Origin of the sequence: Ohtaekwangia koreensis (assembly GCF_900167975.1) — a bacterium.
In the GTDB taxonomy this organism is placed as follows: Bacteria; Bacteroidota; Bacteroidia; order Cytophagales; family Cyclobacteriaceae; genus Ohtaekwangia; species Ohtaekwangia koreensis.
Window position 1 is genome coordinate 180,363 of the sequence record NZ_FUZU01000005.1, and the last position, 20,845, is coordinate 201,207.

Here is a 20,845-nt window from a genome sequence, read left to right on the forward strand (position 1 = left end):
TTAAACTTCAAGGTAAATCGCGTACCTTTGTCGGATGCGTTTTTGGCTAATAATCCTCCTGCTGCTCGTTGTTGCTTCTCTTCAGGCACAGCAACAGGATAGCCTTTTAAACGCGCTAAAATTAGATAGTCTCTCCATTCCCAAAATGGATGCTCTGGACTCAATTCAGAATTCTTTTTATGCCAGGTCTGACAGTCTGAAACTTGAATACAAGTCAAAATTTGCATCCATTGATTCTTCACGATCCGGTTTGCAAGAGAAAATAGACAGCCTGAAATCATTACAACTTCCTGCTGATAAATACACACAAAAGCTCGACAGCGTTTTGCAGCAGCGTGAAAAAGTGGTCGGCTCTTTGAATTCAAAAATAGACGGCTTGAAGTCCAACGCGACAAATAAAATAAACAAGCTTGAGCTTTCTCCGGAGCTACAAGAGAAAGCAAGCGCGCTAACGGGTAACATTCAGGATTTCAAACTTCCTGTAAAAGATATGAATATACCTTCGCTGGATTTACCCGATAATCCATTGAAGAACCTGGATGGGTTGAATACATCGATAGAATCTCCGATTGGTAAAATTGGCGAACTGGATGGTCTTCAGAACATCACTGGAAAGGCGGGTGATCTTTCTTCGCTTACGGAAAATGCAGGCGCTTATCAAAAAGATATTCAGAATATAACGCAAGGCAATCTCACGGATGTGAAACAATTGCCGCAGGCTCTGGAAACTAAAGCGGGTGATCTTGCTGGCGTTGGTGACCTAAAGAAGTCTGCAGGTGCGATTGACCCGATGTTGAAGTCAGTAGAAAGTCCTGAGGCGATGAAAGAGCAAGCCGTTCAGCAAGTAAAAGAAGTCGCTATAAATCATTTCGCAGGAAAAGAACAAGTATTACAGGAAGCCATGGACAAAATGGCGAAGTTGAAGAATAAATATTCAAGCCTGAACAGTCTGAGTGAAGTTGGCAAAAAACGTCCTAATGAAATGCGCGATAAACCATTGATAGAACGTTTGCTCCCGGGCATAGCATTACAAATACAAAAGAAGGGCAATGATATACTCGTTGATTTCAATCCATATATAGGGTATAGACTTTCCGGTCGCCTCACTTCCGGACTTGGCTGGAACCAACGGTATGGCTATAATACAAATCATAATTCCTTCAGCCCCAGCACAAGAGTATATGGACCAAGAATATACTCTGAGTTTAAAATAGGAAAAGGATTTTCTCCACGCGCTGAAGTAGAATTGATGAACACACAAGTTCCTCCGAAACTTCAATCGAAAACATCTGACGTGACAGGAAGAGAGTGGGTACCGGGTGCATTTATAGGCTTGAAAAAAGAATATAGATTCATCAAGCGAGTAAAGGGAACCGCTCAAATCATGCTTCGTGTATTTAACTATGAGAATAAAAGCCCGTATGCAGATGTACTGAACATGCGTATAGGTTTTGAATTCCCTATGAAGAAAAAAGTTAAACCTGTCAGCAGTTCCCAGAATTGAAGCATGCAGCGCACCTTCATTGACCAACTGAATCAAAGCATTTCCATTTCCTTTCCACCCAGGCGAATTATATCCCTGGTCCCTTCTCAAACTGAATTACTGGCAGCACTCGGATTGCAAACGGAAGTTGTAGGCATCACAAAGTTTTGTGTTCATCCTGGTGAATGGTTAAAGACCAAAGCTATAATAGGAGGTACCAAGAATTTTAATTTTGATGTTATTGATACCCTTCAACCTGATTTGATCATTGGTAATAAAGAAGAAAATTACCAGGAGGGCATCGTTGAGCTTCAGAAGAAATATCCTGTGTGGATGAGCGATATAGTTTCATGGAACGATGTGCTCGCAATGATAAAAGGTATCGGAGAAATAACAGCGAAAGATGCCGAAGCATGTGAGACTATAGATAAGATTCAAAAGTCATTTGAATCGATAACGTTATTTGATTCGCAGTCGGTGCTATATCTCATTTGGCGAAAGCCCTGGATGGTAGCAGGGAGAGACACCTTCATTCATACCACGTTGGAGAAGTTGAATCTGAAGAATGTAATACAATCTTCGCGTTACCCGGAGCTTAGCGCTGACGAAATAAATCAATTGAAGCCAGACTATATATTTCTATCCTCAGAGCCTTATCCGTTTCAGGAGAAGCATATCGAAGAATTGAAACAAATCAGCCCGTCATCAAAAATTATACTTGTCGATGGCGAAATGTTCTCCTGGTACGGAAGCCGTATGTTACACGCCCCGCTATATTTCAATACCCTGCGGGATATTATCTGTTAGTATATTTACTCCGTGTAACTCTATATATCCTTCGTGATCTTTGTGCAATGAATTTGATTAAACCAAACCAAATTCCTTCAGATCATTCCAGAAATTAGGATACGATTTCTTTACCACCTCAGGTCTCTCGATCTCAACATTCATAAGTGTCGCCAGGGGTGCAAAGGCCATTGCCATGCGATGATCTTTATAGGTATTGAAATATACCTGCCCCGGTAAATGTGAAGATGGAATTAATGTCCAGTTTTCAGTGTCTTCTTCTACCAGCTTGCCGCCAATCTTCTGCAGCTCATTTTGAAGCGCAGCAATGCGATCAGTTTCTTTTATGCGAAGACTTTCTAATCCTGTAAAGTAGCCTTTTATACCTTTCGCTGCACATACTACAGCAACGGTTTGGCCGAGGTCAGGGCAATGTGTAAAATCCCAATGAAGTTCTTTCTGACTTTCTTTTTTAGTGAGCTTCAATAAGCCATTCTCCATACCTGCGTGTACACCAAGGCGGTCCATGATCTTTACAATGACACTGTCACCTTGCAGTGATTGCAGCGAAAGTTTAGGCAGGTATATCTCTGCTTTTTCAGCGAGCGCTGTAAAAGCAAACCAATAGCTGGCACCAGACCAATCAGATTCCACCGTGAAGGGTGCAGGAGTATATTGCTGATGAGGAACAATTACTTTGTTGCTGATGAACTCACTGCTTGCGCCAAAGTGTTTCATAATGGAGGCTGTCATCTCTATATAGGGGCGACTGCCAATTTTTCCTTCGAGCTCAAGCGTCAACCCGTTTGGTAACACAGGGGCAACCATCATAAGTGCTGAAATGAATTGACTGCTTACATCTCCGCGAATGCGTATGGTATCCGTTTTTTGTCCGCTGAAGCCATTTAACTTTAATGGAGGATATCCGTCTTTCTCCATATACTCTATATCTGCACCCAGGCTGCGCAAGGCATTCACGAGTATACCAATGGGGCGCTCTTTCATGCGCGAAGTTCCGGTGAGAACTTTATGCTGATTGGTAACAGCAAAGTATGCAGTAAGAAAACGCATCGTTGTGCCTGCATCTTCTACATCAATAATTTCGTCGGTCGAGTTTACCAGCCGCAACATCAGTTGCACATCGTTGGCATCAGACATATTCTGAATTTCTGATTTACTACCGGCCAGTGCATTTATAATCAGTGCACGGTTGTTGATGCTTTTAGATGCAGGGAGCAGTGTTGCTGTTCCCTGCAAAACATTCGTTCGCTTGAGATGAATTGTTGTATTCAATGTGATCAGAAATTTGAGTGGGCAAATTACTCTTTGCAAAAAGATTTTTTGATACAACGCTGAAACTTTTAACGCTGAAAAAAGTTAAATTGTAATATGAGTACTACCCGTAAAATAGCATTAGGACTTGGTCTTGCTTCGGGTGCATTGTTGGCTGCCTGGTTACTTACCGGTAATCGGAAACGTAAAACGAAAGAGTATATCTCTAAAAAAGCTGACGGCCTGAAGAAAACCATTAAAACTGAGAAAACACCATTTGATGATTCAGACGCTCACTACATCTGAAGCGATTGATAAAAAGAGAGGGCCTCTTTTACCTCATCAAAATTGATTTCGCAATCCCAGCGCGCTCTTCCTATCCCTTCCTGAAGAACGCACAGTATTTTATTTCCCTTATTTTTCTTATCCTGAACGGTGAGTTGAGCAGCTTCTGCAATTTGCTTTTCATTCAGATCAACCTTGCCATACACGGCAAGTATATATGCAGCAATGCTTTGAAAGTCGTCATGACTTAGCATGTTACGTTCACGTGCTATAAAGCCTTCTGCAATCAGGCCCAACGCAATCGCTTCACCATGAAGAATGCGATGCCCGCTGGCCAGCAGGTAACTTTCAACGGCATGCCCTATAGTATGGCCTGCATTCAGAATTTTACGCAATCCTTTTTCCTTGGGGTCTTGTGTTGTTACATCCGCTTTAAAAGCAACGGAATGTTTTAAGAGACCATCCCAGTCCTGCTCTTGTAATGATTTCTTGCGGATCGTATCCCACATATCTTTGTCAGAGATCAGCGTATGCTTGATCACCTCAGCAAAGCCTGACCGTAGTTCGGCAACAGGTAATGTTTTCAGAAAACCGGTATATAATAATGTTAAAGCAGGCTGTTGAAAAACTCCGATGTGATTTTTAAAATGATCAAAGTCAACGCCCAGTTTGCCACCGATGCTTGCATCTACTTGTGCAAGCAACGTGGTTGGAATCAGTATAAAATCGATTCCTCTTTTATAGGTGGCAGCACAGAATCCTCCCATATCTCCCAACACACCGCCACCCAACACAAGGAGCACAGCATGGCGGTCAAGAGCATAGTCAGTCAGTTGTTTCCAGATTAACACACACGTCTCCAGATTTTTCTGTTCTTCACCACTCTTTACTTCGATAACAAAATGATCGGGAAGTTTTTGCTGAAGGGCAGGATAACAATGCTCGCGTGTATTCTCATCGGTGAGAACGACAACTTTGCTGTAATTTTTTTTATTTAAAAACGCCAGTAAATCGTTGGAAGGATCAGCAGAAAACAAAATGTTATCGGGCAGCATGTGTGATTTTAAGTTCTTTCGAATCGAAAGTTATTAAAAACATTAGAACTGTTTATGAGAGAACTTGAGCTAACAATTGTAAGCAGTATATTTGCCCGAATTTTTTCAGCATGGAAGAAGAACCCAGGATTTCATTTGAAGACACCTCTGTAGCATTCTCCTACAAATCAGATGCGGCTTTACGGAAAGCGAATTTTATTTTTTCGATGGTCAATCATCCGTGGATATCCGCGGCAGCGATTGGATCTGTAAAGTTTGCATTGAAACTACATCTGCCTGTAGAGGGCATCATTCGCAAGACAGCCTTCGATCATTTTTGTGGAGGCATCAGCATCGACAACTGTGATGATGAGATTGCACAGCTCTCGAAATATGGTGTGGGCACCATCCTGGATTATTCTGTTGAAGGTGAAAAATCTGAAAAAGGATTCGACCAGGTAACAGAAGAGATTATTCGCACGATCGATAAAGCAAAGGGAGATCCTGCGGGAATTCCGTTTTCTGTTTTTAAAGTTACCGGTCTTGGTGACAGCGATCTGTTCGAAAAAATTCAACGTGAAGATGTATTAACGATAGAAGAACAACGTGCCTTCGAACGCGTTCGTCAACGTGTTGATAAAATTTGCGCACGTGCGCATGCAAATAAAATTCCTGTATTAATCGATGCAGAAGAAACCTGGATACAGGAACCAATCGATACACTTGCCTATGAAATGATGGCAAAGTATAACAAAGAGAAAGCGATTGTCTTCAATACCTATCAGCTATACCGTATAGCATCGTTGCAGAATTTGAAAAACTCTTTCGAGGAAGCAGCACGGAAAAATTATTATATAGGAGCAAAGCTGGTGCGTGGTGCCTATATGGAAAAGGAGCGGGCACGTGCTGAAGCGATGGGCTATCCTGATCCGATTCAACCTGATAAAGCTGCTTCGGATAAAGCGTTTAATGAAGCATTGGAATTTTGTGTTGAGAACATTTCGCGTATAGCCTTCATGTGTGGTTCTCACAACGAGGAGAGCAATCTATACCTTACTACCTTGATGCATAAGTACGGTTTGAAGAATACCGATGATCGTATTTGGTTTGCACAGCTCTATGGTATGAGCGATAACATTTCATTTAATCTGGCGAAAGCCGGATATAAAGTTGCCAAGTATGTTCCTTACGGACCCGTGCGTTCAGTAATGCCATACCTCTTCCGCAGAGCGCAGGAAAATACTTCCGTGGCCGGACAGAGTAGTCGCGAGCTGATCTTGATCCGCAAAGAACTGGAACGAAGAAAGCGCAGCAGAAAATAGCATATTTCAGGATTGTTCCTTTTCTCCCTATTTCGAGTATTTTTGCGGGAAATTTTTAGATCATGCAACTTAGCGAACAGGAGATCATCCGCAGACAAAAACTGGATGAACTCAGGAAATTAGGCATTAATCCATATCCGGCAGAACTTTTCGAAGTGAATGCTTCCGCGAAGGAAATCCTGGAAAACTACGAACGTCAGAAGAGCGACTATCGCCAGATCTCTATTGCGGGTCGCATCATGAGTACCCGCGTGATGGGAAGTGCTGCCTTTGCTGAATTGCAGGATGAGACCGGTCGCATACAGATCTATATACGCAGAGATGATATCTGCCCTGACGAAGACAAAACTTTATACAATACTGTATTTAAAAAATTACTGGATATAGGTGATATCATTGGTGTGAAGGGCTATGGCTTTACTACACAAACCGGTGAGATCTCCATTCACGTTACAGGCCTTACGGTTTTAACAAAAGCATTACGCCCGTTACCTATAGTAAAAGAAACGGTAGACGAGCAAGGCAACGTGCAACGCCACGATGCCTTTACAGATTCAGAGCAACGCTATCGCATGCGTTATGTTGATTTGATTGTAAACCCGGAAGTACGCGATACATTCATCAAGCGTACACAGTTGGTAAACTCGATGCGTCAGTACCTGAATGCAAAAGCTTACCTCGAAGTTGAAACGCCCATACTCCAACCGTTGTATGGTGGTGCTGCAGCACGTCCTTTCAAAACGCATCATAACACGTTGGACATGACGCTATATTTGCGCATTGCCAATGAACTATATCTGAAGCGCCTGATTGTTGGTGGATTCAACGGTGTATATGAATTCTCGAAAGACTTCCGTAATGAAGGGATGTCACGTTTCCATAATCCTGAATTCACGCAAGTGGAATTATATGTAGCCTATAAGGATTACTATTGGATGATGGAGCTTGTAGAGGAGATGATTGAAAAAGTAGCACTCGACCTTCACGGCACAACCGAAGTAAAAGTAGGGGAGAACGTCATCGACTTTAAACGTCCGTGGACACGCTATACTATGTTTGAAGCCATTCAGCATTTTACGGGTGTAGATATATCTGCGATGGATGAACAACAGCTTCGCGAAACCTGCAAGCAGTTGCACGTACCGATGGATGATACCATGGGTAAAGGAAAGTTGATCGATCAGATCTTTGGTGAGAAGTGTGAACCGAATCTGATTCAGCCTACATTTATTACAGACTATCCATTGGAGATGTCGCCTCTGGCAAAGAAGCATCGCAGCAAACCTGGATTGGTGGAGCGCTTTGAAGCGATCTGTAACCGTAAAGAGATAGCAAACTCATTCTCGGAGTTAAACGACCCGATCGATCAACGTGAGCGTTTTGAAGACCAGCTTGAACTGGGTAAACGTGGTGATGAAGAAGCTATGACGCTGGACGAAGATTTCCTTCGTGCTCTTGAATTCGGTATGCCGCCAACGGCAGGGCTAGGGATCGGTATTGATCGTCTTTCCATGATTATGACGAACTCTGCATCGATACAAGATGTACTCTTCTTCCCGCAGATGAAGCCTGAAAAACCAGCTTCTGGTTTCAATGAAAAAGAGTTTACCGATGCCGGTGTTCGAGCAGAATTTATACCGATACTCCAGAAGCTAGGTATACTGTCGCTTGCGCAGATGAAAGAGATGAAAGCTTCGAAGCTCTTTAACGATGTATGCGGAACACGCAAAAAAATGAAACTTGAAATCACGAATCCTACCATGGAAGAAGTGGAAGGCTGGTTAAAGTAATTAAGTATAACAAGTAATAAAAAATGGCTGCATGTGAACACGTGCAGCCATTTTTTTATGATGAGATATGTTCTCAAGCCGTGATTGGTTATGGTATATAGATCTTTTATACTATAGATGTTTTTTGTGGCTTTTTAGTTGTTGAAGAGTCTAAACATAATCATCTAGTGTCTCTCTCTTGATCCAATAATTGTTCGATCAGAAACACGCCTAGAAACGAAACCAGTGAGTTGTCCAAATCCGTTTCAATCTGCCCTTTTAGTTCCCTATATCTTTCATTAAAGTAGCCGTTTTCGAAACGCATTCCCTTGGTAAAGGAGTAAGATACTATTTCGTTTTCATTTTGTAGTTGAACATAGTAATCAGATCTATTGATGAATCTATCCCAAAATGATTTATAGAGTCTTTTTAATTTATAAGATTTGCCCGTTAGTAACTTAATGCTAAGTCGATTAAACCATTTGAATGTTTTTTTTTGCCCGACTGGAGAATCTCCCTCAAGAATTATAAATTCATTGATTGTAAAAATGCCATGGACTGGCTTGATTTGATAGGTGCGACCCTCAGTTTCGAGTGTTGCGTTGAAGTCAGAATATGTAAATTTTGCAATTGGAGATTTATTCGTGGTAGTAAAAATATACTCTGATTTATACGTGTCTCCAAGGAATGAGTTTGTCCGTTTGCCTGTCTTGTTAAATGTTATTGTCATAGCTCAGAGAGAATAATTGTAGTCGCGGATATATTCGTGTTAATGTTAAAAATATATTGCAAGAATATAATATATAAATGATCCTGTAGGATTAAAAGAAAGTGTTTATTTCGCATTGTTTATCTTCTCGACTTATGTTTCGAAACGTTACCGGATTTTTGCTTCTACTGGTGTTGTTAAATGCATGCAGCGGTATTAAAGATTTGCCTAAGTATCAACTGAATGATGGCATCTATGAATTTAAACAACACCCAGATAGATATAAGAAAGTCTTTGTTTATGTAGCAGACGATACAATGAGTATTTACCTGAAAGAGAAAATAGCGGAACCATTTATACCTGACAGATTGAAGGATCAATTTTTTCTTAAGCGGAGTTTTGATGTTGATGTAATGACTATACCTTTCAAATTCCGGCCAGCGATCGGTAACATGCCCAGGCAACTGACAACTGATTTTAATGGCAATATTTTTATAGGGTATCGAATAGACCGGTTTCGCATAAGCTATAAGGAGACGCCTATAGGAGTGAAGCAAATAAACAAACATCGGGGCTTAAGTATTGGTGGATTTGGTGGACTTGGTTCAACATCTATCACACCATCGACTACGAATAATCAAGTTGCTGACGAGTATAGTGGATTTATACTTAACCGTGGGCTGGCGGTAATGGTCGGTGTTAACAATCTAACGGTAGGTATAGGTATCGGATGGGATTACCTTACGGATCGCGATAAGAATGCGTGGATTTATCAAAATAAACCTTGGTACGGATTAACCGTTGGACTAAATCTCAATTAAATACCAAGTAGAATATGTATACTTGTTTCGATAACTAATTTTTCTCAATGCCTATTATGTTTTTCTTAATTCGATCACCACAGAAGTAAGAGTAAATAGCAAGTGGGATAAGGAATATCAATGTTGTTTGTAAGTAAGGTTTTAGAATATAGGTTTGAATTATTTCAAATGTATTCATAGTGCCCTTTCCAGTTAGCCTCAATAGTCCTACTACACTACCATAAGCTAAAACGATCCAAATGGTTAAAAGTCCATACTTAAATGGAGTTATGAAAAAGTTTCTTCTCAGAATCAAAATTTCTTTTCCATTTTTTTGTCCGAACAGATTTGTCACGGTAAACAAAATGCCTACCATAATCAGGTAGTGAATATTCATGTGTTGGCCGATGAAGAAAATAATTCCGTTGGCAAAATCTCCTGATATTTCAAACAACATCGCGACCAACTCGCAAACTAAAAAGATGTATAGAGTCCACTTTAAAGTTTCCTTTTGACCTAAACTCTTAGCTTGTTCTATACTCATTGTTTTGAAATATTACCACCAGATGCCACGTACGATTTACGAGGGTATACGCAACAATATAAATATACATATATTTTAGCCACCCAAAGAATCTACTGTTTCGGGGTCTTTTATCAAGCATGCTAAATAGTTACCCACAATACAATACACTCCTTAGTATAAATATAGTATTGAAAAATAAAACAGCAACAGCGAATGTGATTCATCCAATTTCAAACGAATGCTTCCAAAGTAAAATCTGAACTGCCAAAGAAATCAAACCTGAATAACACAAGTGAATACGCCTCTTAAAGCTTTATTTTTTTATATCACTATATATTTTGTATTCTTGCGCAATTATTTTCCCTCATAAGCATGTATAAAATATATCTATTCCCGTTAGTTATTGTTATTTCTCTATTTGCCGCAAGCTGCAGCGATAATGATACAGAAGAGCAGGAGCCTGAGTTACCAATAGATTCCGTTGGAGTAACTATTAATTCGTCAGGTGGATCGTTGGAGTCTACGGATAAAAATATATCTGTTGTAATTCCTGCTGGAGCTGTGAATTCGGGTGTCTCCATTGAAATTGAAGAATTAGCAAATGATGCCACTAACGGCATTGGCAAAATATATAGCCTGACGGATCAACAGTTTTTGAAGCCGGTGACATTGACTTTAAAGTATACGGACGATGAACTTAGCACGAAGAAAACATACCCTGCCCTTCTGCGACTTGTAACGAGAAAATCATCGGGCAGCAGCTGGGAAGTTGTTGACGACTTTATAATCGACCAAACAACAAAGACAGTGAAAGCAGAGGTTGATCATTTTAGCGATTGGACTCTCATAAGCACGGACGGTACACTTGATTTTTCAGTGGACGGTGTTTCCTATAGAAACTTGTCTCTTTCAGTAACAATGGACACGAAGTTAGGCCGCCCTGCAAAATTTCGCGCCAGTAGTACAGAAAGATATTTCACGGCTACCGTTGACTCAACGGTCATGGGAGCATCCTATGCAACACTAAGCGCATACCTTGGGAAGATTGCTGCCTTAACAGAACAGACTCCTACAGATACATCAAATGTATTGTTCGTTGAGCCTAATCCTAATTCGTGCTATAGAAGAGGTGATGGTAGTACCAGGTTTCGTTTCACAAATTATTCTACCACCACAAATGTACTTGTAACAGGAACCTTTACCTTGGTTGGAACTTTACCAACAGACAACAGTACCTGCCAGGCCAGAAAGACTATAACGGGGACTTTTGCGTATAGGGTGAAATGATTGTTTGGTAAATTTATACCGTATACCCTACTGAAATAAGACCCTAGTGACATGCTATAAAAATGCGGAGTACTGTAAATATTCTTCAATTCTAAATTGACCAGCATTGTAAAGTAGCTCTGTTTAGCGATATACGCAGTTTACGGTATAAGACTTTCTATCTAGCTACGCATATTTGCCATTGTTGCAAGGGGCATATTAACCTTCCCTCAATTTTAAATAGGAAGAATACCCGCCAAGAAAAATGGCAATAAATGTCATCGTGACCATCAGCTGTTCGTACTGGCGATGAGCCATTACAGAGTTTAAAAATCCTACAAACCCGATGGTTGAAAAGATCATCATTATCCAGGAAAAGATATTTAAAATCTTGTATGCTGGTATCTTTGTTCCAGGATTCTCCCTCTCAATACGCTTATATATACCGTAAGGAAGTCTACTTAAGAATTGGAATGCGAAGTGAAATTGAAGGTTCACTAATAATGCCATCCAGAATTTTTCAACCAAAGTTCCTTCGATTAAAACTAATGGTCCCATAATACTTACTATGAAAGTTACAAGTGACGACCATTTATAATAGTAGGAAATACTGACGCTTGTCATTCTGTCGGATTAAAATGTTTGCAGCATATATATAGTCAGTGCTAAAAAATATAGCGATTTTTAGGCCAGATAGGATTCACTCTTTGTCAATGAGTGATGGTTCCATTGTAACAGATCTACTCACTACAAGTATTCTGGTATAGCGGTGGGCTAACACCTGACCAAGGCGTGAATAAACCTACAATATTTCTAGCCGTATTATTTCTTTAGCCGGCTTTTAAAAAGCTCAATTCGTTTCTTATACTCTGCTTCACTTTGTTGCTTTGCATTGGAGTTCCAGTCTGTTCTTTTTTGATCCATCGAAATAGCGAGCATAGCAAAGTCAATCGCTTCCTTATATTTCTTTTGCAATTCCAAGATGTCAACTTTTTGTCTGTAGTACCAGGATTCATTTTTCATTGCAATTGCTTTGTCAACGAGTAACAACGCTCGATCTAAGTCCTTGTTTAGGAAGTAATAGTACTCTGCTGCCGCAGCATATTCGTCTGCATTGCTAGACTTATCTGTTAACAAATGTTGTTGAACAAAGTCATTGACTACTTTGTCTGATTCTGTTTTTACAAGGAATGAAACCTGAGTATTCTCCCACGAAATGTAAACCATGGCATTGTTGGGTACTACATCAATGTCTATGGTTAGTGATTCATAGTATCGATCAGTCGAGTGCGGCTTTACTTTAAATCGAACTATATCTTTTGTTGCGTCATACGAACTTGCTCCGTAAAGAGTTGTGTCCTTATTCAAGATTACAGTCCATTCGTTGGTATCTGGTATGGTAAAGATTGAGTAAGTCCCTTTGCTTATGTTTTTATTATCTATAGTGACAGGCTTGCTGAATCTAATCTTTGTACAGTTCCCTGCGCCTGTTCGCCATAGTTTATTGTACGGCACTAATTCGCCAAATACTTTGCGCCCTCGGGCTGCCGGTCTCTCGTAATCTGCTGAAATGTTTGTTAGTCCAATGGTTTGCTCAATTCTCCCTTTCGGACTTAGACCTGGAAAGATTGCTTGCGAAAAGGAAACGGTTGTCGCTGTTAGAAAGGATATTATTAAAATAATCTTCATTTATAGTCATTGATAGTACAAACTACTATAGCGAATTTTTCAGTATAGAGATACTTAATTCATCCTTCAATCAATATATCATTGATAGTCATTCTTGTTACAGATATACTTGTAGCTACTCGATTTAGATGGTATATGTATAGAGAATTTATTTATAGTTTCAGTCTTTACTTGCTAACTTATCTACGAGTTTGTCATATCTCTTATAGAACTTACCAATCCATAGTCTTATGTAGTACGGAGCAATCATAAAAACCATTACAGTTAGTCGATTGTAGTTCTCTGTCAGTATTGCGTTTAAGACCACAAAAATCAGTTCGAAAAAGAAGACAGAATAGAATATGATTGTTAGGATACGTTTGGTTGTCCTTGCAGTTGTTGGATTAAGAAAGGATATCAACCAATTTGCAATGACAAAAATGAGAATTATAATTCCGAAAGTTATCAGTAGACCCCAAAAGTCCAGATCAGATAATGGGAATTTGAAATTCTTAATAAAATCTATTACGCTGTCCATTGTGAAAAAATTACGATCGACAATACTAATATATGAATTTATACCTATAATCTTTTCACCAAATATATACTGCGCATTTCATGCAGTTAAACAAATCACTTTTGGTTCAGAGATCTCAGCACGTAATCAAATATATTGCGACTTCTTCTATGGCCATACCCTTGACCGTAAGCACTGGAGATCAGGCTTACAACCAGATTCTCACCGGGTACAACAAACAACAGATTGCCACCATTTCCGGAGGCATAAATGCATTCGTATTTTTTGCCATTAACTTCCTTTGTCGCAATGAACCAAAAATATCCGTAAGAGTTTGCAAATGGGTCGTCCTTTGAGATGTCAAACCGTTTCAAGGATATTTCATTAATCCATGCAGTGCTGATAATCTGTTTTCCTTGCCATTGACCTTTATTGATTACCAGTTGTCCAAGTTTGGCAAAGTCCAATGCTGATATATATAAATTACCCATCGGTCCGGTTCTGCCATTGGGCGCGGTATACCAATAGAATTCTCTTATTCCTAAAGGAGTAAACAGGTTTTCTTTCGCGAAGTCGGAAAGCTTTTTACCCGATGCTTCTTCTATAATGGCGCCAACAAGCATGGGGCAAACGTCGTTGTATATATATTTCTCTCCCGGAGTAAAGAGCATCGGCAGAGCGATTGCAAAGTTTACCCAATTATCATTTGTCAGCCAGTTTCCAGTACCGCCAGGAGAGTTGTCATCATTGTCGTCTGCGCTGAGTCCTGAAGACATGCTAAGCAGGTGCTTGATCTTAATATCCTGGTGCCCGTCTTTCGCAGGACGAATAAACTTAGAACTCGGGAAAAAATCATATATACTTTGCTCGGTACTTTTTACTAAACCCTTATCAATGGCTATACCCAACAGTAAAGCGGTAATCCCTTTACCAGCAGATCGGATGTCATGAACCGTCTCCCGCCAATAGGTATTAAAATATTCTTCAACAACTAATTTGTTATCCTTAATTACGACTACTCCCCTGAAGTCGTTTGGAGGAGTTGAGTTGATTAACTGAATCAGCTTCGCGATAGTGTCTTGATTCATTTTTACCGAAGCGAGATCGGCACGCGGTAAACCTGGAATAGGTTGTTTTAGTTTGTCCTGTCCAAAACAAGCGCTACTCACCAGTAGCCAGATTACTAAAAATCTAAATTGATGGTTCATCTTTTATTTCATTGGTATAATCTGTGCAAGCTCATAAGGCACAACATTCCTCTCCTAATATAATGTTTTTAAGCATGTATATAGCGGTTCATTGTCCTGCAAGGTGCTCTGAGGTGGGACTGTGTGGTGACTAGCCAGCTGACCCTTTGGCGTATTGTGTAGTATTCAAAACTGCATGAGCATCCTCACTTCTTTACAACGGTATAATTGTGAAATGTATTTTAATTAGTGTGAGTTTTGGGAGCATGTTGGTGAAGTGCCAAATGCCATGAGATGCTGGACATTTTGAGATAGTACAATTTTCAAAAAATAAAAAAATGTATTGATTAAACTTTTTAAGAACTTGGAAGTCTAATGAACCTATGATGAAGTATATAAAATTCCTTGTAATAGCTGCATTTGTATTTTCGGGTTGTTCGAATGATAATGAACCCAGCCCTGATGAATCCATGTATTTTCCTTCAAACACCGGCACTGATTGGGAAACAAAATCCATTTCCAGTTTGGGTTGGAATCAAAGTGCAGTACAACCATTAAAAGATTATCTTCTTGAAAAGAACTCCAAATCATTTATGATTCTTGTAAATGGAAGGATTGTTATGGAGGAGTATTTTGATGGACATACATCAACTACTTCGTGGCCATGGAACAGTGCAGGTAAAACACTGGTAACCACCACAACCGGAATAGCGCAGCAGGAGACACTACTTGATATTAATAACAAAGTATCTCAATATCTGGGCACGGGCTGGACGAGCGAACCCATAGAAAAAGAAAACCTGATAACATCAAAACATTTGCTGACCATGACTTCGGGAATTAATGATGAAAGTGATTTGGTAATAAAAGCGAATTTAACGTACCTGGCGGATGCAGGTGCGCGGTGGTCTTACCATAATGTTTTTCAAAAATTAATGGATGTTGTTGCCGAGGCCAGTAGCCAGGATTTTGAGGCGTATTTCAATGCCAAACTAAAAAATAAAATAGGAATGGACGGCAGCTGGAACTATGGCGTTATTTTTAAAATATACCATAGTAACACCCGTAGCATGGCCAGGTTTGGACTACTGGCACTGAACAAAGGAAAATGGGTTGATGAACAAATTGTAAACGAAAGTTTTTTTAATGAAAGCATCCGTACATCGCAGAGTATAAATCCTGCTTATGGATATTTATGGTGGTTAAATGGTAAGACAAGTTATATGGTGCCGGGTGGCCAAACTGTTTACGAGGGACCCTTAGTGCCTAGCGCCCCTGCTGATATGTATGCAGCAATGGGTGCAGAAGATCAGCGCATCTATGTTATTCCCAGTAAGAATATGGTAGTGATAAGAATGGGCGATGCCTCGGATCCTGCAAACCCTAATTTTGCACTTTCCGGATTTGACGATGCTCTCTGGCAAAAAATAAATGCTGTAATAAATTAAAGGGTTTCGAAGACCGCGTATTCGAGATAGGCTTTGAATAATTATTTCTTTAAGCGCTTGTCTTGCAAAATGGTTTCATTCAAGACATGTAACCGTAATGGCGTATCGCGTAGTAGTCAAAACGGCATTCTCATATTTTTTACAACGGGTATATTTGTGAGGTATATTAACTGACATGAAGAATCAGAATTTACAGATTGTATATCCCTAAATATATAGTGCATTAATTGATTTCTTATCAGATGCTTGCAAGTCAGTGCTTATTTCGGTCTGTCAGCTACCTCATAATGAATAAAAATTCATTCCAAGACTGTGTAAGCTTCCCATATTTAGGACGTCCACAAATTAGAAAATTTCATTTATAGTTGTAGTTATAGTCCGCTGTGGATTTGTGGGAAACTCTTCCGAAGTTTTCCATAAATCCACGGCTAGCATATCCACTGGACTGCGCCCGTTCAGCGCATCGTGCGGACGTTCATAGTTATAGTCCTGCATCCACTCGTCAGCCAGGGTTCTTACTTGACTGAGCGTTTCAAACAAGTAGGCATCAAGTATATCTTTCCTGAAGCTTCCATTAAAGCGTTCGATGTATGCGTTTTGTGATGGCTTTCCAGGCTGAATAAATTGAAGGTTAATCTGATGTTCTTCACACCAGAGGCCAAGCTTGCTGGAGACGAATTCAGGACCATTATCAACCCTAATTCTTTGCGGCTTACCTCGCCATTGAATCGTTTGTTCAAGTATGCGCACCACGCGCTCTGCTGGTAGCGAAGTATCAATTTCGATTGCTAATGCTTCACGATTAAAGTCATCGAGTAAGTTCAGCGTCCTGAATTTTCTACCGTTGAGGAGTGCATCACTCATAAAGTCCATAGACCAGCTGATATTGGTTGTGCTCACTGCTTCCAGTGGATATAGTATACGCGCAGGAAGCCTTCTCTTACTCTTGCGTTTCATATTTAGCTTTAACAATTTATATACCCGATGAACGCGTTTATGATTCCACAATAAACCTTCTTTGCGAATGCGGAAATACATTTTCCAAAATCCTTCCGTTGGTCGCTGCTCCGCTAAGCTTCGGAGTTTGTCAATGACTATATGATCATCGCGATGGCTTTTATAGTAATAAACTGATCGTGATAAGTTTACCAGACTACAGGCCCGTCCAAGGCTTACTGTATAGCTCTTTTGCAAATACTCAATCTGTGCTCGCTTCTCGGAGGGCCTTAGAACTTTTTTCCTAGAATGTCCTTCAGCATTTTATTATCCAGAGCAAGATCAGCATACATCTGCTTGAGCTTTCGATTTTCCTCTTCGAGCTCTTTATACTTCTTAAGTTCATTCATCTCCATGCCGCCATACTTAGCCTTCCAGTTATAGATTGTGGCTTTCGATACGCCATGCTCGCGTGAGATATCCTGAATGTTTTTGCCCGCATCAAATTCCTTGAGAATGTTAAAAATCTGGGTCTCTGTAAATCGCTTCTTTTTCATATGTAACAGTTTAAAGTTAAAAGACTTTCGTCTAATCTTAAACCGTCCTATTTTCAGGGGAGCTTACAACTGGCTATATTATTTATATGGTGATTCAAAGAGTGAAAAAAACTTTGCATGGAAAGGCACAAAGCAATGAGTCATGATTATTATGCAGTGTACACTAAGTCAGGATGTAAATATCTTGAACTAAAACATCTTTATATATACTAGCTTCTTCCTAAACTTATCATTAGCTCCAGCCGCCATATTGCCAAACTGATGTTACAGGCTGTGTTTATTTCTTTGGCTTTTAAGATATTCTTAAAATTGCTATTTTTCACAGAGTTCTTTCAACTTGTCGAGTGCTTTTGGGTAGGTCTGGTTCATATAATCTAAAAAATCTTCCGTTGTGTCTAGGTCAACAGTAACGGTTGTAGTCCCATTGTTTTCTTCGAAGGTATAGTTTTCAAATCCGTTTGCCCATTTTTCTACTTCTGGTCCTTCTGTAATTTCCTTATCAGCTTTTAAAAGCCCATAATGTTGAATAGAAACAAATCGGTTGAGAATGTTTTCAGCTATCCTTGAAACCATACCTCCCTTTTCTCCTTTCTCATCTATACCAATAAATAGAATTTTATTTCCCTTGCCCCAACTTCCTTCATAGGTAGATGTAGGGTTAAACAAAGAAGTCCATTGTTCATAAGTTGATTTACTGTTAATGCCAAGCATAAAATCATATATCCTGGTTACAGGTGCATTGATACTTACTTTGAATTGCAACTTTTTCATAATGTTTAATATTTGTTTTACACAGCCTATAACGTCTATGGTGGGCTTGAATTTTTGAAGCACATTACTGTCCCACGTTGCCAAACGAAATTAAGAAAACAAAACTTCAAATTTACACTGAACCCCAAGCTGGCATAAACATTTTGTTAGCGGCTGTAATACAGTCCATGTTAAGTCCTGCCGTCATTTTATTTGGTCAATAGTTTGGTCAAGAATTTGTCCGTTTACTGGAAAAGTTCCACTATCCCAAACAGGCTTGTCAAACGGTGGCAGAGTTTTCTCTTCTTTGAAATATTGTCCTAATGTCTTGAAGTCAATAAATTCATCACTCCCTTTTTTTCTAATGATTTCAAATTCGGTATTCGGAAAGCGCTTGTCATATTCAAGTTCGTCTAAATACTGTCCCCATAAAAATAAAGTCTTTGGTACTCCCTTGTCCAAAACGTCAATGTAATATGCAACACCAAAATCTTCTGCGTCTTCCCGCTTAATTGCTCTTGTAGTCGTCACATGAATAACTTCCGCTTGTTCAGAGTTAATGTTCGAAATATATTTATTGATACTAAGTCCGCCCTCCCATCTTTTAGTAATCCAAAAGGTCAACAGCAACGCTACTACCACCATTACTATACAATAGGCTGCCTGAGTTTGGGAAGCTACAGGAGAGAAGTGGTCGTATACAAGCAGGGGAATGTCCAACACCAATACTATGAAAATAAATTTCATAACAAATCCCTCAACCCGTTTGTAAACACTCGGCAGTTGTTTTGTCTGTCTTTTTATTTCTTTGTCAGTAAATGGTCTAGTCGTAATAGTTATCACGGTATTTATATACTGTCGGTTTGGGTTCGCACTGTTGTCAAATTATAGCCTATAACTCCAGCATATAAGGCGTGCCGGCAGACCAAATTAAATAATTAATCATCAACCTACCTGACTATATGCAATGTTAGCCACGGTAACTTTTAATTATCTTCCCGGCCTCAATTTTATAAGCCTTGTACTTTTCTTCAAACATACTTATTTTCTCAAGAGCACTAGAGCTTTTTAGTTTTACATTTCCTGCCCCTTTTCCAATAAACTCCATATACTCTTTTCCTATTTTGTAACAAGGTGTCCAAGGAGTATCTGAAAAATTTACACACTTTTTGGATGACAACGCTGTTTCTAAAAATGCATATTCTTTTGTATTAAAAGTTGCCATTCCAACTTTGATTTTCTTTAACTTTTTTAATTTTAGAATTGGTAAAAATGCAGGAAAGTCTGTTTTGTTAATCACAAAGCCAAATGCAAGAATTTCCAAGTTGGGTAGCTCTTCTAAAAAATTAAAGTTTTCTATGGGTTGCTTCCAATCAAGGGTTCCGTCAATGTATAAATAACGTAAACTTTTAAGTCCTCGAAGTCCGTCAAAGTTTGAAACCCTACGAAGGTTTTCAAAATGTAATGATTTTATTTTCGGTAGTCTTTGGAATGGGGAGAGGTCTGAGAACCCAGATACATATTCAAAAATAACTTCTTCCAGATTTCGAAGATTAGCAATAAACTCAACATCTTTCGCTCGAAAGAAAGTTAATCTTAGTCTTTTGAGTTGTTTTAATTTTTGAATTTCTTCGATCTGCTCTTTACTTGGATCGTGTAAAGTTATTTCTTCAATATTAGGGCATTCAAAAACCTGATTCCAATATTTATCATGCTTTGATATAGTTAAAATTTTGACTTTACTTTTTTCTTTAATGTTTTTGTCAGCTGAAAATGAATAGCGCCCAACATTTGGAATAATGGTCCAATAGTCTCCTGTTCTGTCTAATAAATCTCCAAAGTGATGCTTCATTTTCTTTCTGTATTGTGGCTACATACCAATATAAAGAATATCGTTGCCTATAGCCGTTTGCAAACGAATATAGTCGATTATTCAGTAGACATATATATATACTTACAATATTCAATTCAGTGTGGGTATAGGTATGGAAATATACCATGAGTGTGGTGTAGTGTGTTGTTGGAGAAAAACACCAACAAAGGCATTGGGGTCAACTGTCGCCTTGCCTTGTCGTCCGTTAGTTATTTCTTAGGCAGCTCGCTGGAGAATGAAACAGTAAAGCCGTCAATGTCTTTGAATGAAATTACCTTTCGTCCGTAAAATGTTTCGTCTTCTGTATCAAATGAGATGCACTCTTGGTTCAAAAATTTCGCCATCTCGTCTACCGATTGAACATTAAACCAAAGTCCCGAATCTTTACTATTGGGTACATCCTTTCTTTCATCTGGCCCAATCATAAAAGCAGCTCCGTACCATTCTATTCTCGCCCAGTTGAGTTCACAATCTGGCTCCCATATAAGATTAGTCGCTGTGCATTTGAAGCCGATTTTTTCGTACCAATCAATTGTCTTCTTAATATTTTTCACGATTAAAAATGGTACACATTCAGCAATATTAACTTGAGTCGCCATAGGCCAAAGTTTATTTTAATCACTAATTATTGTCCAGCGTTGACTAGTCCTTTGTTGT

At 39.4% G+C, this 20,845-nt stretch carries 20 protein-coding genes; 8 read left to right on the forward strand and 12 right to left on the reverse strand.

The window, feature by feature from the left end:
* Nucleotides 1–34: 34 nt before the first annotated feature.
* Together B5Y40_RS27900 and B5Y40_RS27905 are read left to right on the forward strand one after the other, a co-directional pair.
* Nucleotides 35–1,504, forward strand: a complete 1,470-nt coding sequence (locus tag B5Y40_RS27900) for a hypothetical protein (RefSeq protein WP_079690180.1) — start codon at nt 35–37, stop codon at nt 1,502–1,504.
* Between the two features lie 3 nt (nt 1,505–1,507).
* Nucleotides 1,508–2,290, forward strand: a complete 783-nt coding sequence (locus B5Y40_RS27905; RefSeq protein WP_079690181.1) for a helical backbone metal receptor — start codon at nt 1,508–1,510, stop codon at nt 2,288–2,290.
* A 57-nt stretch (nt 2,291–2,347) separates the two neighbouring features.
* On the opposite strand, the gene B5Y40_RS27910 is transcribed toward B5Y40_RS27905, so the two are convergent.
* On the reverse strand, nt 2,348–3,562 hold the full coding sequence (locus B5Y40_RS27910) for a 3-phosphoshikimate 1-carboxyvinyltransferase (RefSeq protein WP_143785978.1): 1,215 nt from the start codon (nt 3,560–3,562) through the stop codon (nt 2,348–2,350).
* A gap of 96 nt (nt 3,563–3,658) precedes the next feature.
* On the opposite strand from B5Y40_RS27910, the gene B5Y40_RS27915 reads away from it, so the two are divergent.
* A complete protein-coding gene (locus tag B5Y40_RS27915) occupies nt 3,659–3,847 on the forward strand; it encodes a hypothetical protein (RefSeq protein ID WP_079690182.1) in 189 nt (62 codons plus the stop codon).
* Here B5Y40_RS27915 and aroB read toward each other — a convergent pair.
* Nucleotides 3,838–4,881: a 3-dehydroquinate synthase gene (gene aroB / locus B5Y40_RS27920; RefSeq protein WP_079690183.1), complete on the reverse strand. Its 1,044-nt coding sequence runs from the start codon at nt 4,879–4,881 to the stop codon at nt 3,838–3,840. The genes B5Y40_RS27915 and aroB overlap by 10 nt on opposite strands.
* Before the next feature lie 110 nt (nt 4,882–4,991).
* Here aroB and B5Y40_RS27925 point away from each other — a divergent pair, with 110 nt between their 5' ends.
* A complete protein-coding gene (locus tag B5Y40_RS27925; RefSeq protein ID WP_079690184.1) occupies nt 4,992–6,182 on the forward strand; it encodes a proline dehydrogenase family protein in 1,191 nt (396 codons plus the stop codon).
* 62 nt (nt 6,183–6,244) lie between these two features.
* Nucleotides 6,245–7,972, forward strand: coding sequence for a lysine--tRNA ligase (gene lysS / locus B5Y40_RS27930; RefSeq protein WP_079690185.1), 1,728 nt, complete (start codon nt 6,245–6,247; stop codon nt 7,970–7,972).
* A gap of 160 nt (nt 7,973–8,132) precedes the next feature.
* Here lysS and B5Y40_RS27935 read toward each other — a convergent pair whose 3' ends face one another.
* Nucleotides 8,133–8,681 (reverse strand): hypothetical protein, encoded by a 549-nt coding sequence (locus tag B5Y40_RS27935; RefSeq protein ID WP_079690186.1) that lies wholly within the window; start codon nt 8,679–8,681, stop codon nt 8,133–8,135.
* Between the two features lie 134 nt (nt 8,682–8,815).
* Here B5Y40_RS27935 and B5Y40_RS27940 point away from each other — a divergent pair, with 134 nt between their 5' ends.
* Nucleotides 8,816–9,481, forward strand: coding sequence for a hypothetical protein (locus B5Y40_RS27940; protein ID WP_079690187.1), 666 nt, complete (start codon nt 8,816–8,818; stop codon nt 9,479–9,481).
* A 34-nt stretch (nt 9,482–9,515) separates the two neighbouring features.
* On the opposite strand, the gene B5Y40_RS27945 is transcribed toward B5Y40_RS27940, so the two are convergent.
* Nucleotides 9,516–10,004, reverse strand: a complete 489-nt coding sequence (locus tag B5Y40_RS27945) for a hypothetical protein (protein ID WP_079690188.1) — start codon at nt 10,002–10,004, stop codon at nt 9,516–9,518.
* Nucleotides 10,005–10,358: 354 nt separating this feature from the next.
* Between B5Y40_RS27945 and B5Y40_RS27950 the strand changes: the two genes are divergently transcribed.
* On the forward strand, nt 10,359–11,273 hold the full coding sequence (locus B5Y40_RS27950) for a hypothetical protein (RefSeq protein ID WP_079690189.1): 915 nt from the start codon (nt 10,359–10,361) through the stop codon (nt 11,271–11,273).
* A gap of 198 nt (nt 11,274–11,471) precedes the next feature.
* Here the strand turns inward: B5Y40_RS27950 and B5Y40_RS27955 are convergent, their stop codons facing one another.
* The 3 genes from B5Y40_RS27955 to B5Y40_RS27970 form a co-directional block, all read right to left on the reverse strand.
* Entirely contained in the window at nt 11,472–11,810 is a 339-nt protein-coding gene (locus B5Y40_RS27955; protein ID WP_143785979.1) for a hypothetical protein, read from the reverse strand.
* A 264-nt stretch (nt 11,811–12,074) separates the two neighbouring features.
* Nucleotides 12,075–12,941, reverse strand: a complete 867-nt coding sequence (locus tag B5Y40_RS27960) for a DUF2911 domain-containing protein (RefSeq protein ID WP_079690191.1) — start codon at nt 12,939–12,941, stop codon at nt 12,075–12,077.
* Between the two features lie 612 nt (nt 12,942–13,553).
* Complete coding sequence (locus B5Y40_RS27970; RefSeq protein WP_079690194.1) at nt 13,554–14,645, reverse strand: serine hydrolase domain-containing protein; 1,092 nt, start codon at nt 14,643–14,645, stop codon at nt 13,554–13,556.
* Nucleotides 14,646–15,007: 362 nt separating this feature from the next.
* Between B5Y40_RS27970 and B5Y40_RS27975 the strand changes: the two genes are divergently transcribed.
* Entirely contained in the window at nt 15,008–16,072 is a 1,065-nt protein-coding gene (locus B5Y40_RS27975) for a serine hydrolase domain-containing protein (protein WP_185145748.1), read from the forward strand.
* 345 nt (nt 16,073–16,417) lie between these two features.
* Here B5Y40_RS27975 and B5Y40_RS27980 read toward each other — a convergent pair.
* The 5 genes from B5Y40_RS27980 to B5Y40_RS28000 form a co-directional block, all read right to left on the reverse strand.
* Nucleotides 16,418–17,565, reverse strand: a protein-coding gene (locus tag B5Y40_RS27980) for an IS3 family transposase (protein WP_245840865.1) whose coding sequence is annotated in 2 segments (ribosomal slippage) — nt 16,418–17,313 and nt 17,313–17,565 — 1,149 coding nt in all. Because the reading frame shifts where the segments join, the coding sequence is not laid out codon by codon here.
* A gap of 312 nt (nt 17,566–17,877) precedes the next feature.
* Entirely contained in the window at nt 17,878–18,336 is a 459-nt protein-coding gene (locus B5Y40_RS27985) for a tungsten formylmethanofuran dehydrogenase (RefSeq protein WP_079690451.1), read from the reverse strand.
* A 183-nt stretch (nt 18,337–18,519) separates the two neighbouring features.
* A complete protein-coding gene (locus B5Y40_RS27990; protein ID WP_079690198.1) occupies nt 18,520–19,158 on the reverse strand; it encodes a hypothetical protein in 639 nt (212 codons plus the stop codon).
* Nucleotides 19,159–19,285: 127 nt separating this feature from the next.
* Nucleotides 19,286–20,167 carry a leucine-rich repeat domain-containing protein gene (locus tag B5Y40_RS27995; protein WP_079690199.1) on the reverse strand — a complete coding sequence of 294 codons (882 nt, stop codon included), beginning with the start codon at nt 20,165–20,167 and terminating at the stop codon, nt 19,286–19,288.
* A gap of 230 nt (nt 20,168–20,397) precedes the next feature.
* Nucleotides 20,398–20,787, reverse strand: a complete 390-nt coding sequence (locus B5Y40_RS28000; RefSeq protein ID WP_079690200.1) for a VOC family protein — start codon at nt 20,785–20,787, stop codon at nt 20,398–20,400.
* Nucleotides 20,788–20,845: the final 58 nt, after the last annotated feature.

Excerpts from the sequence above, each read along its gene's own strand:
- aroB (WP_079690183.1), bottom strand. The coding sequence starts at position 4,881 with ATGCTGCCCGATAACATTTTGTTTTCTGCTGATCCTTCCAACGATTTA.
- B5Y40_RS27945 (WP_079690188.1), bottom strand. The coding sequence starts at position 10,004 with ATGAGTATAGAACAAGCTAAGAGTTTAGGTCAAAAGGAAACTTTAAAG.
- B5Y40_RS27975 (WP_185145748.1), top strand. The coding sequence starts at position 15,008 with ATGATGAAGTATATAAAATTCCTTGTAATAGCTGCATTTGTATTTTCG.
- B5Y40_RS27995 (WP_079690199.1), bottom strand. The coding sequence starts at position 20,167 with ATGAAGCATCACTTTGGAGATTTATTAGACAGAACAGGAGACTATTGG.
- B5Y40_RS27905 (WP_079690181.1), top strand. The coding sequence starts at position 1,508 with ATGCAGCGCACCTTCATTGACCAACTGAATCAAAGCATTTCCATTTCC.
- lysS (WP_079690185.1), top strand. The coding sequence starts at position 6,245 with ATGCAACTTAGCGAACAGGAGATCATCCGCAGACAAAAACTGGATGAA.
- B5Y40_RS27950 (WP_079690189.1), top strand. The coding sequence starts at position 10,359 with ATGTATAAAATATATCTATTCCCGTTAGTTATTGTTATTTCTCTATTT.
- B5Y40_RS27955 (WP_143785979.1), bottom strand. The coding sequence starts at position 11,810 with ATGGGACCATTAGTTTTAATCGAAGGAACTTTGGTTGAAAAATTCTGG.
- B5Y40_RS27985 (WP_079690451.1), bottom strand. The coding sequence starts at position 18,336 with ATGAAAAAGTTGCAATTCAAAGTAAGTATCAATGCACCTGTAACCAGG.
- B5Y40_RS27960 (WP_079690191.1), bottom strand. The coding sequence starts at position 12,941 with ATGAAGATTATTTTAATAATATCCTTTCTAACAGCGACAACCGTTTCC.
- B5Y40_RS27915 (WP_079690182.1), top strand. The coding sequence starts at position 3,659 with ATGAGTACTACCCGTAAAATAGCATTAGGACTTGGTCTTGCTTCGGGT.
- B5Y40_RS28000 (WP_079690200.1), bottom strand. The coding sequence starts at position 20,787 with ATGGCGACTCAAGTTAATATTGCTGAATGTGTACCATTTTTAATCGTG.
- B5Y40_RS27970 (WP_079690194.1), bottom strand. The coding sequence starts at position 14,645 with ATGAACCATCAATTTAGATTTTTAGTAATCTGGCTACTGGTGAGTAGC.
- B5Y40_RS27925 (WP_079690184.1), top strand. The coding sequence starts at position 4,992 with ATGGAAGAAGAACCCAGGATTTCATTTGAAGACACCTCTGTAGCATTC.
- B5Y40_RS27935 (WP_079690186.1), bottom strand. The coding sequence starts at position 8,681 with ATGACAATAACATTTAACAAGACAGGCAAACGGACAAACTCATTCCTT.
- B5Y40_RS27940 (WP_079690187.1), top strand. The coding sequence starts at position 8,816 with ATGTTTCGAAACGTTACCGGATTTTTGCTTCTACTGGTGTTGTTAAAT.
- B5Y40_RS27900 (WP_079690180.1), top strand. The coding sequence starts at position 35 with ATGCGTTTTTGGCTAATAATCCTCCTGCTGCTCGTTGTTGCTTCTCTT.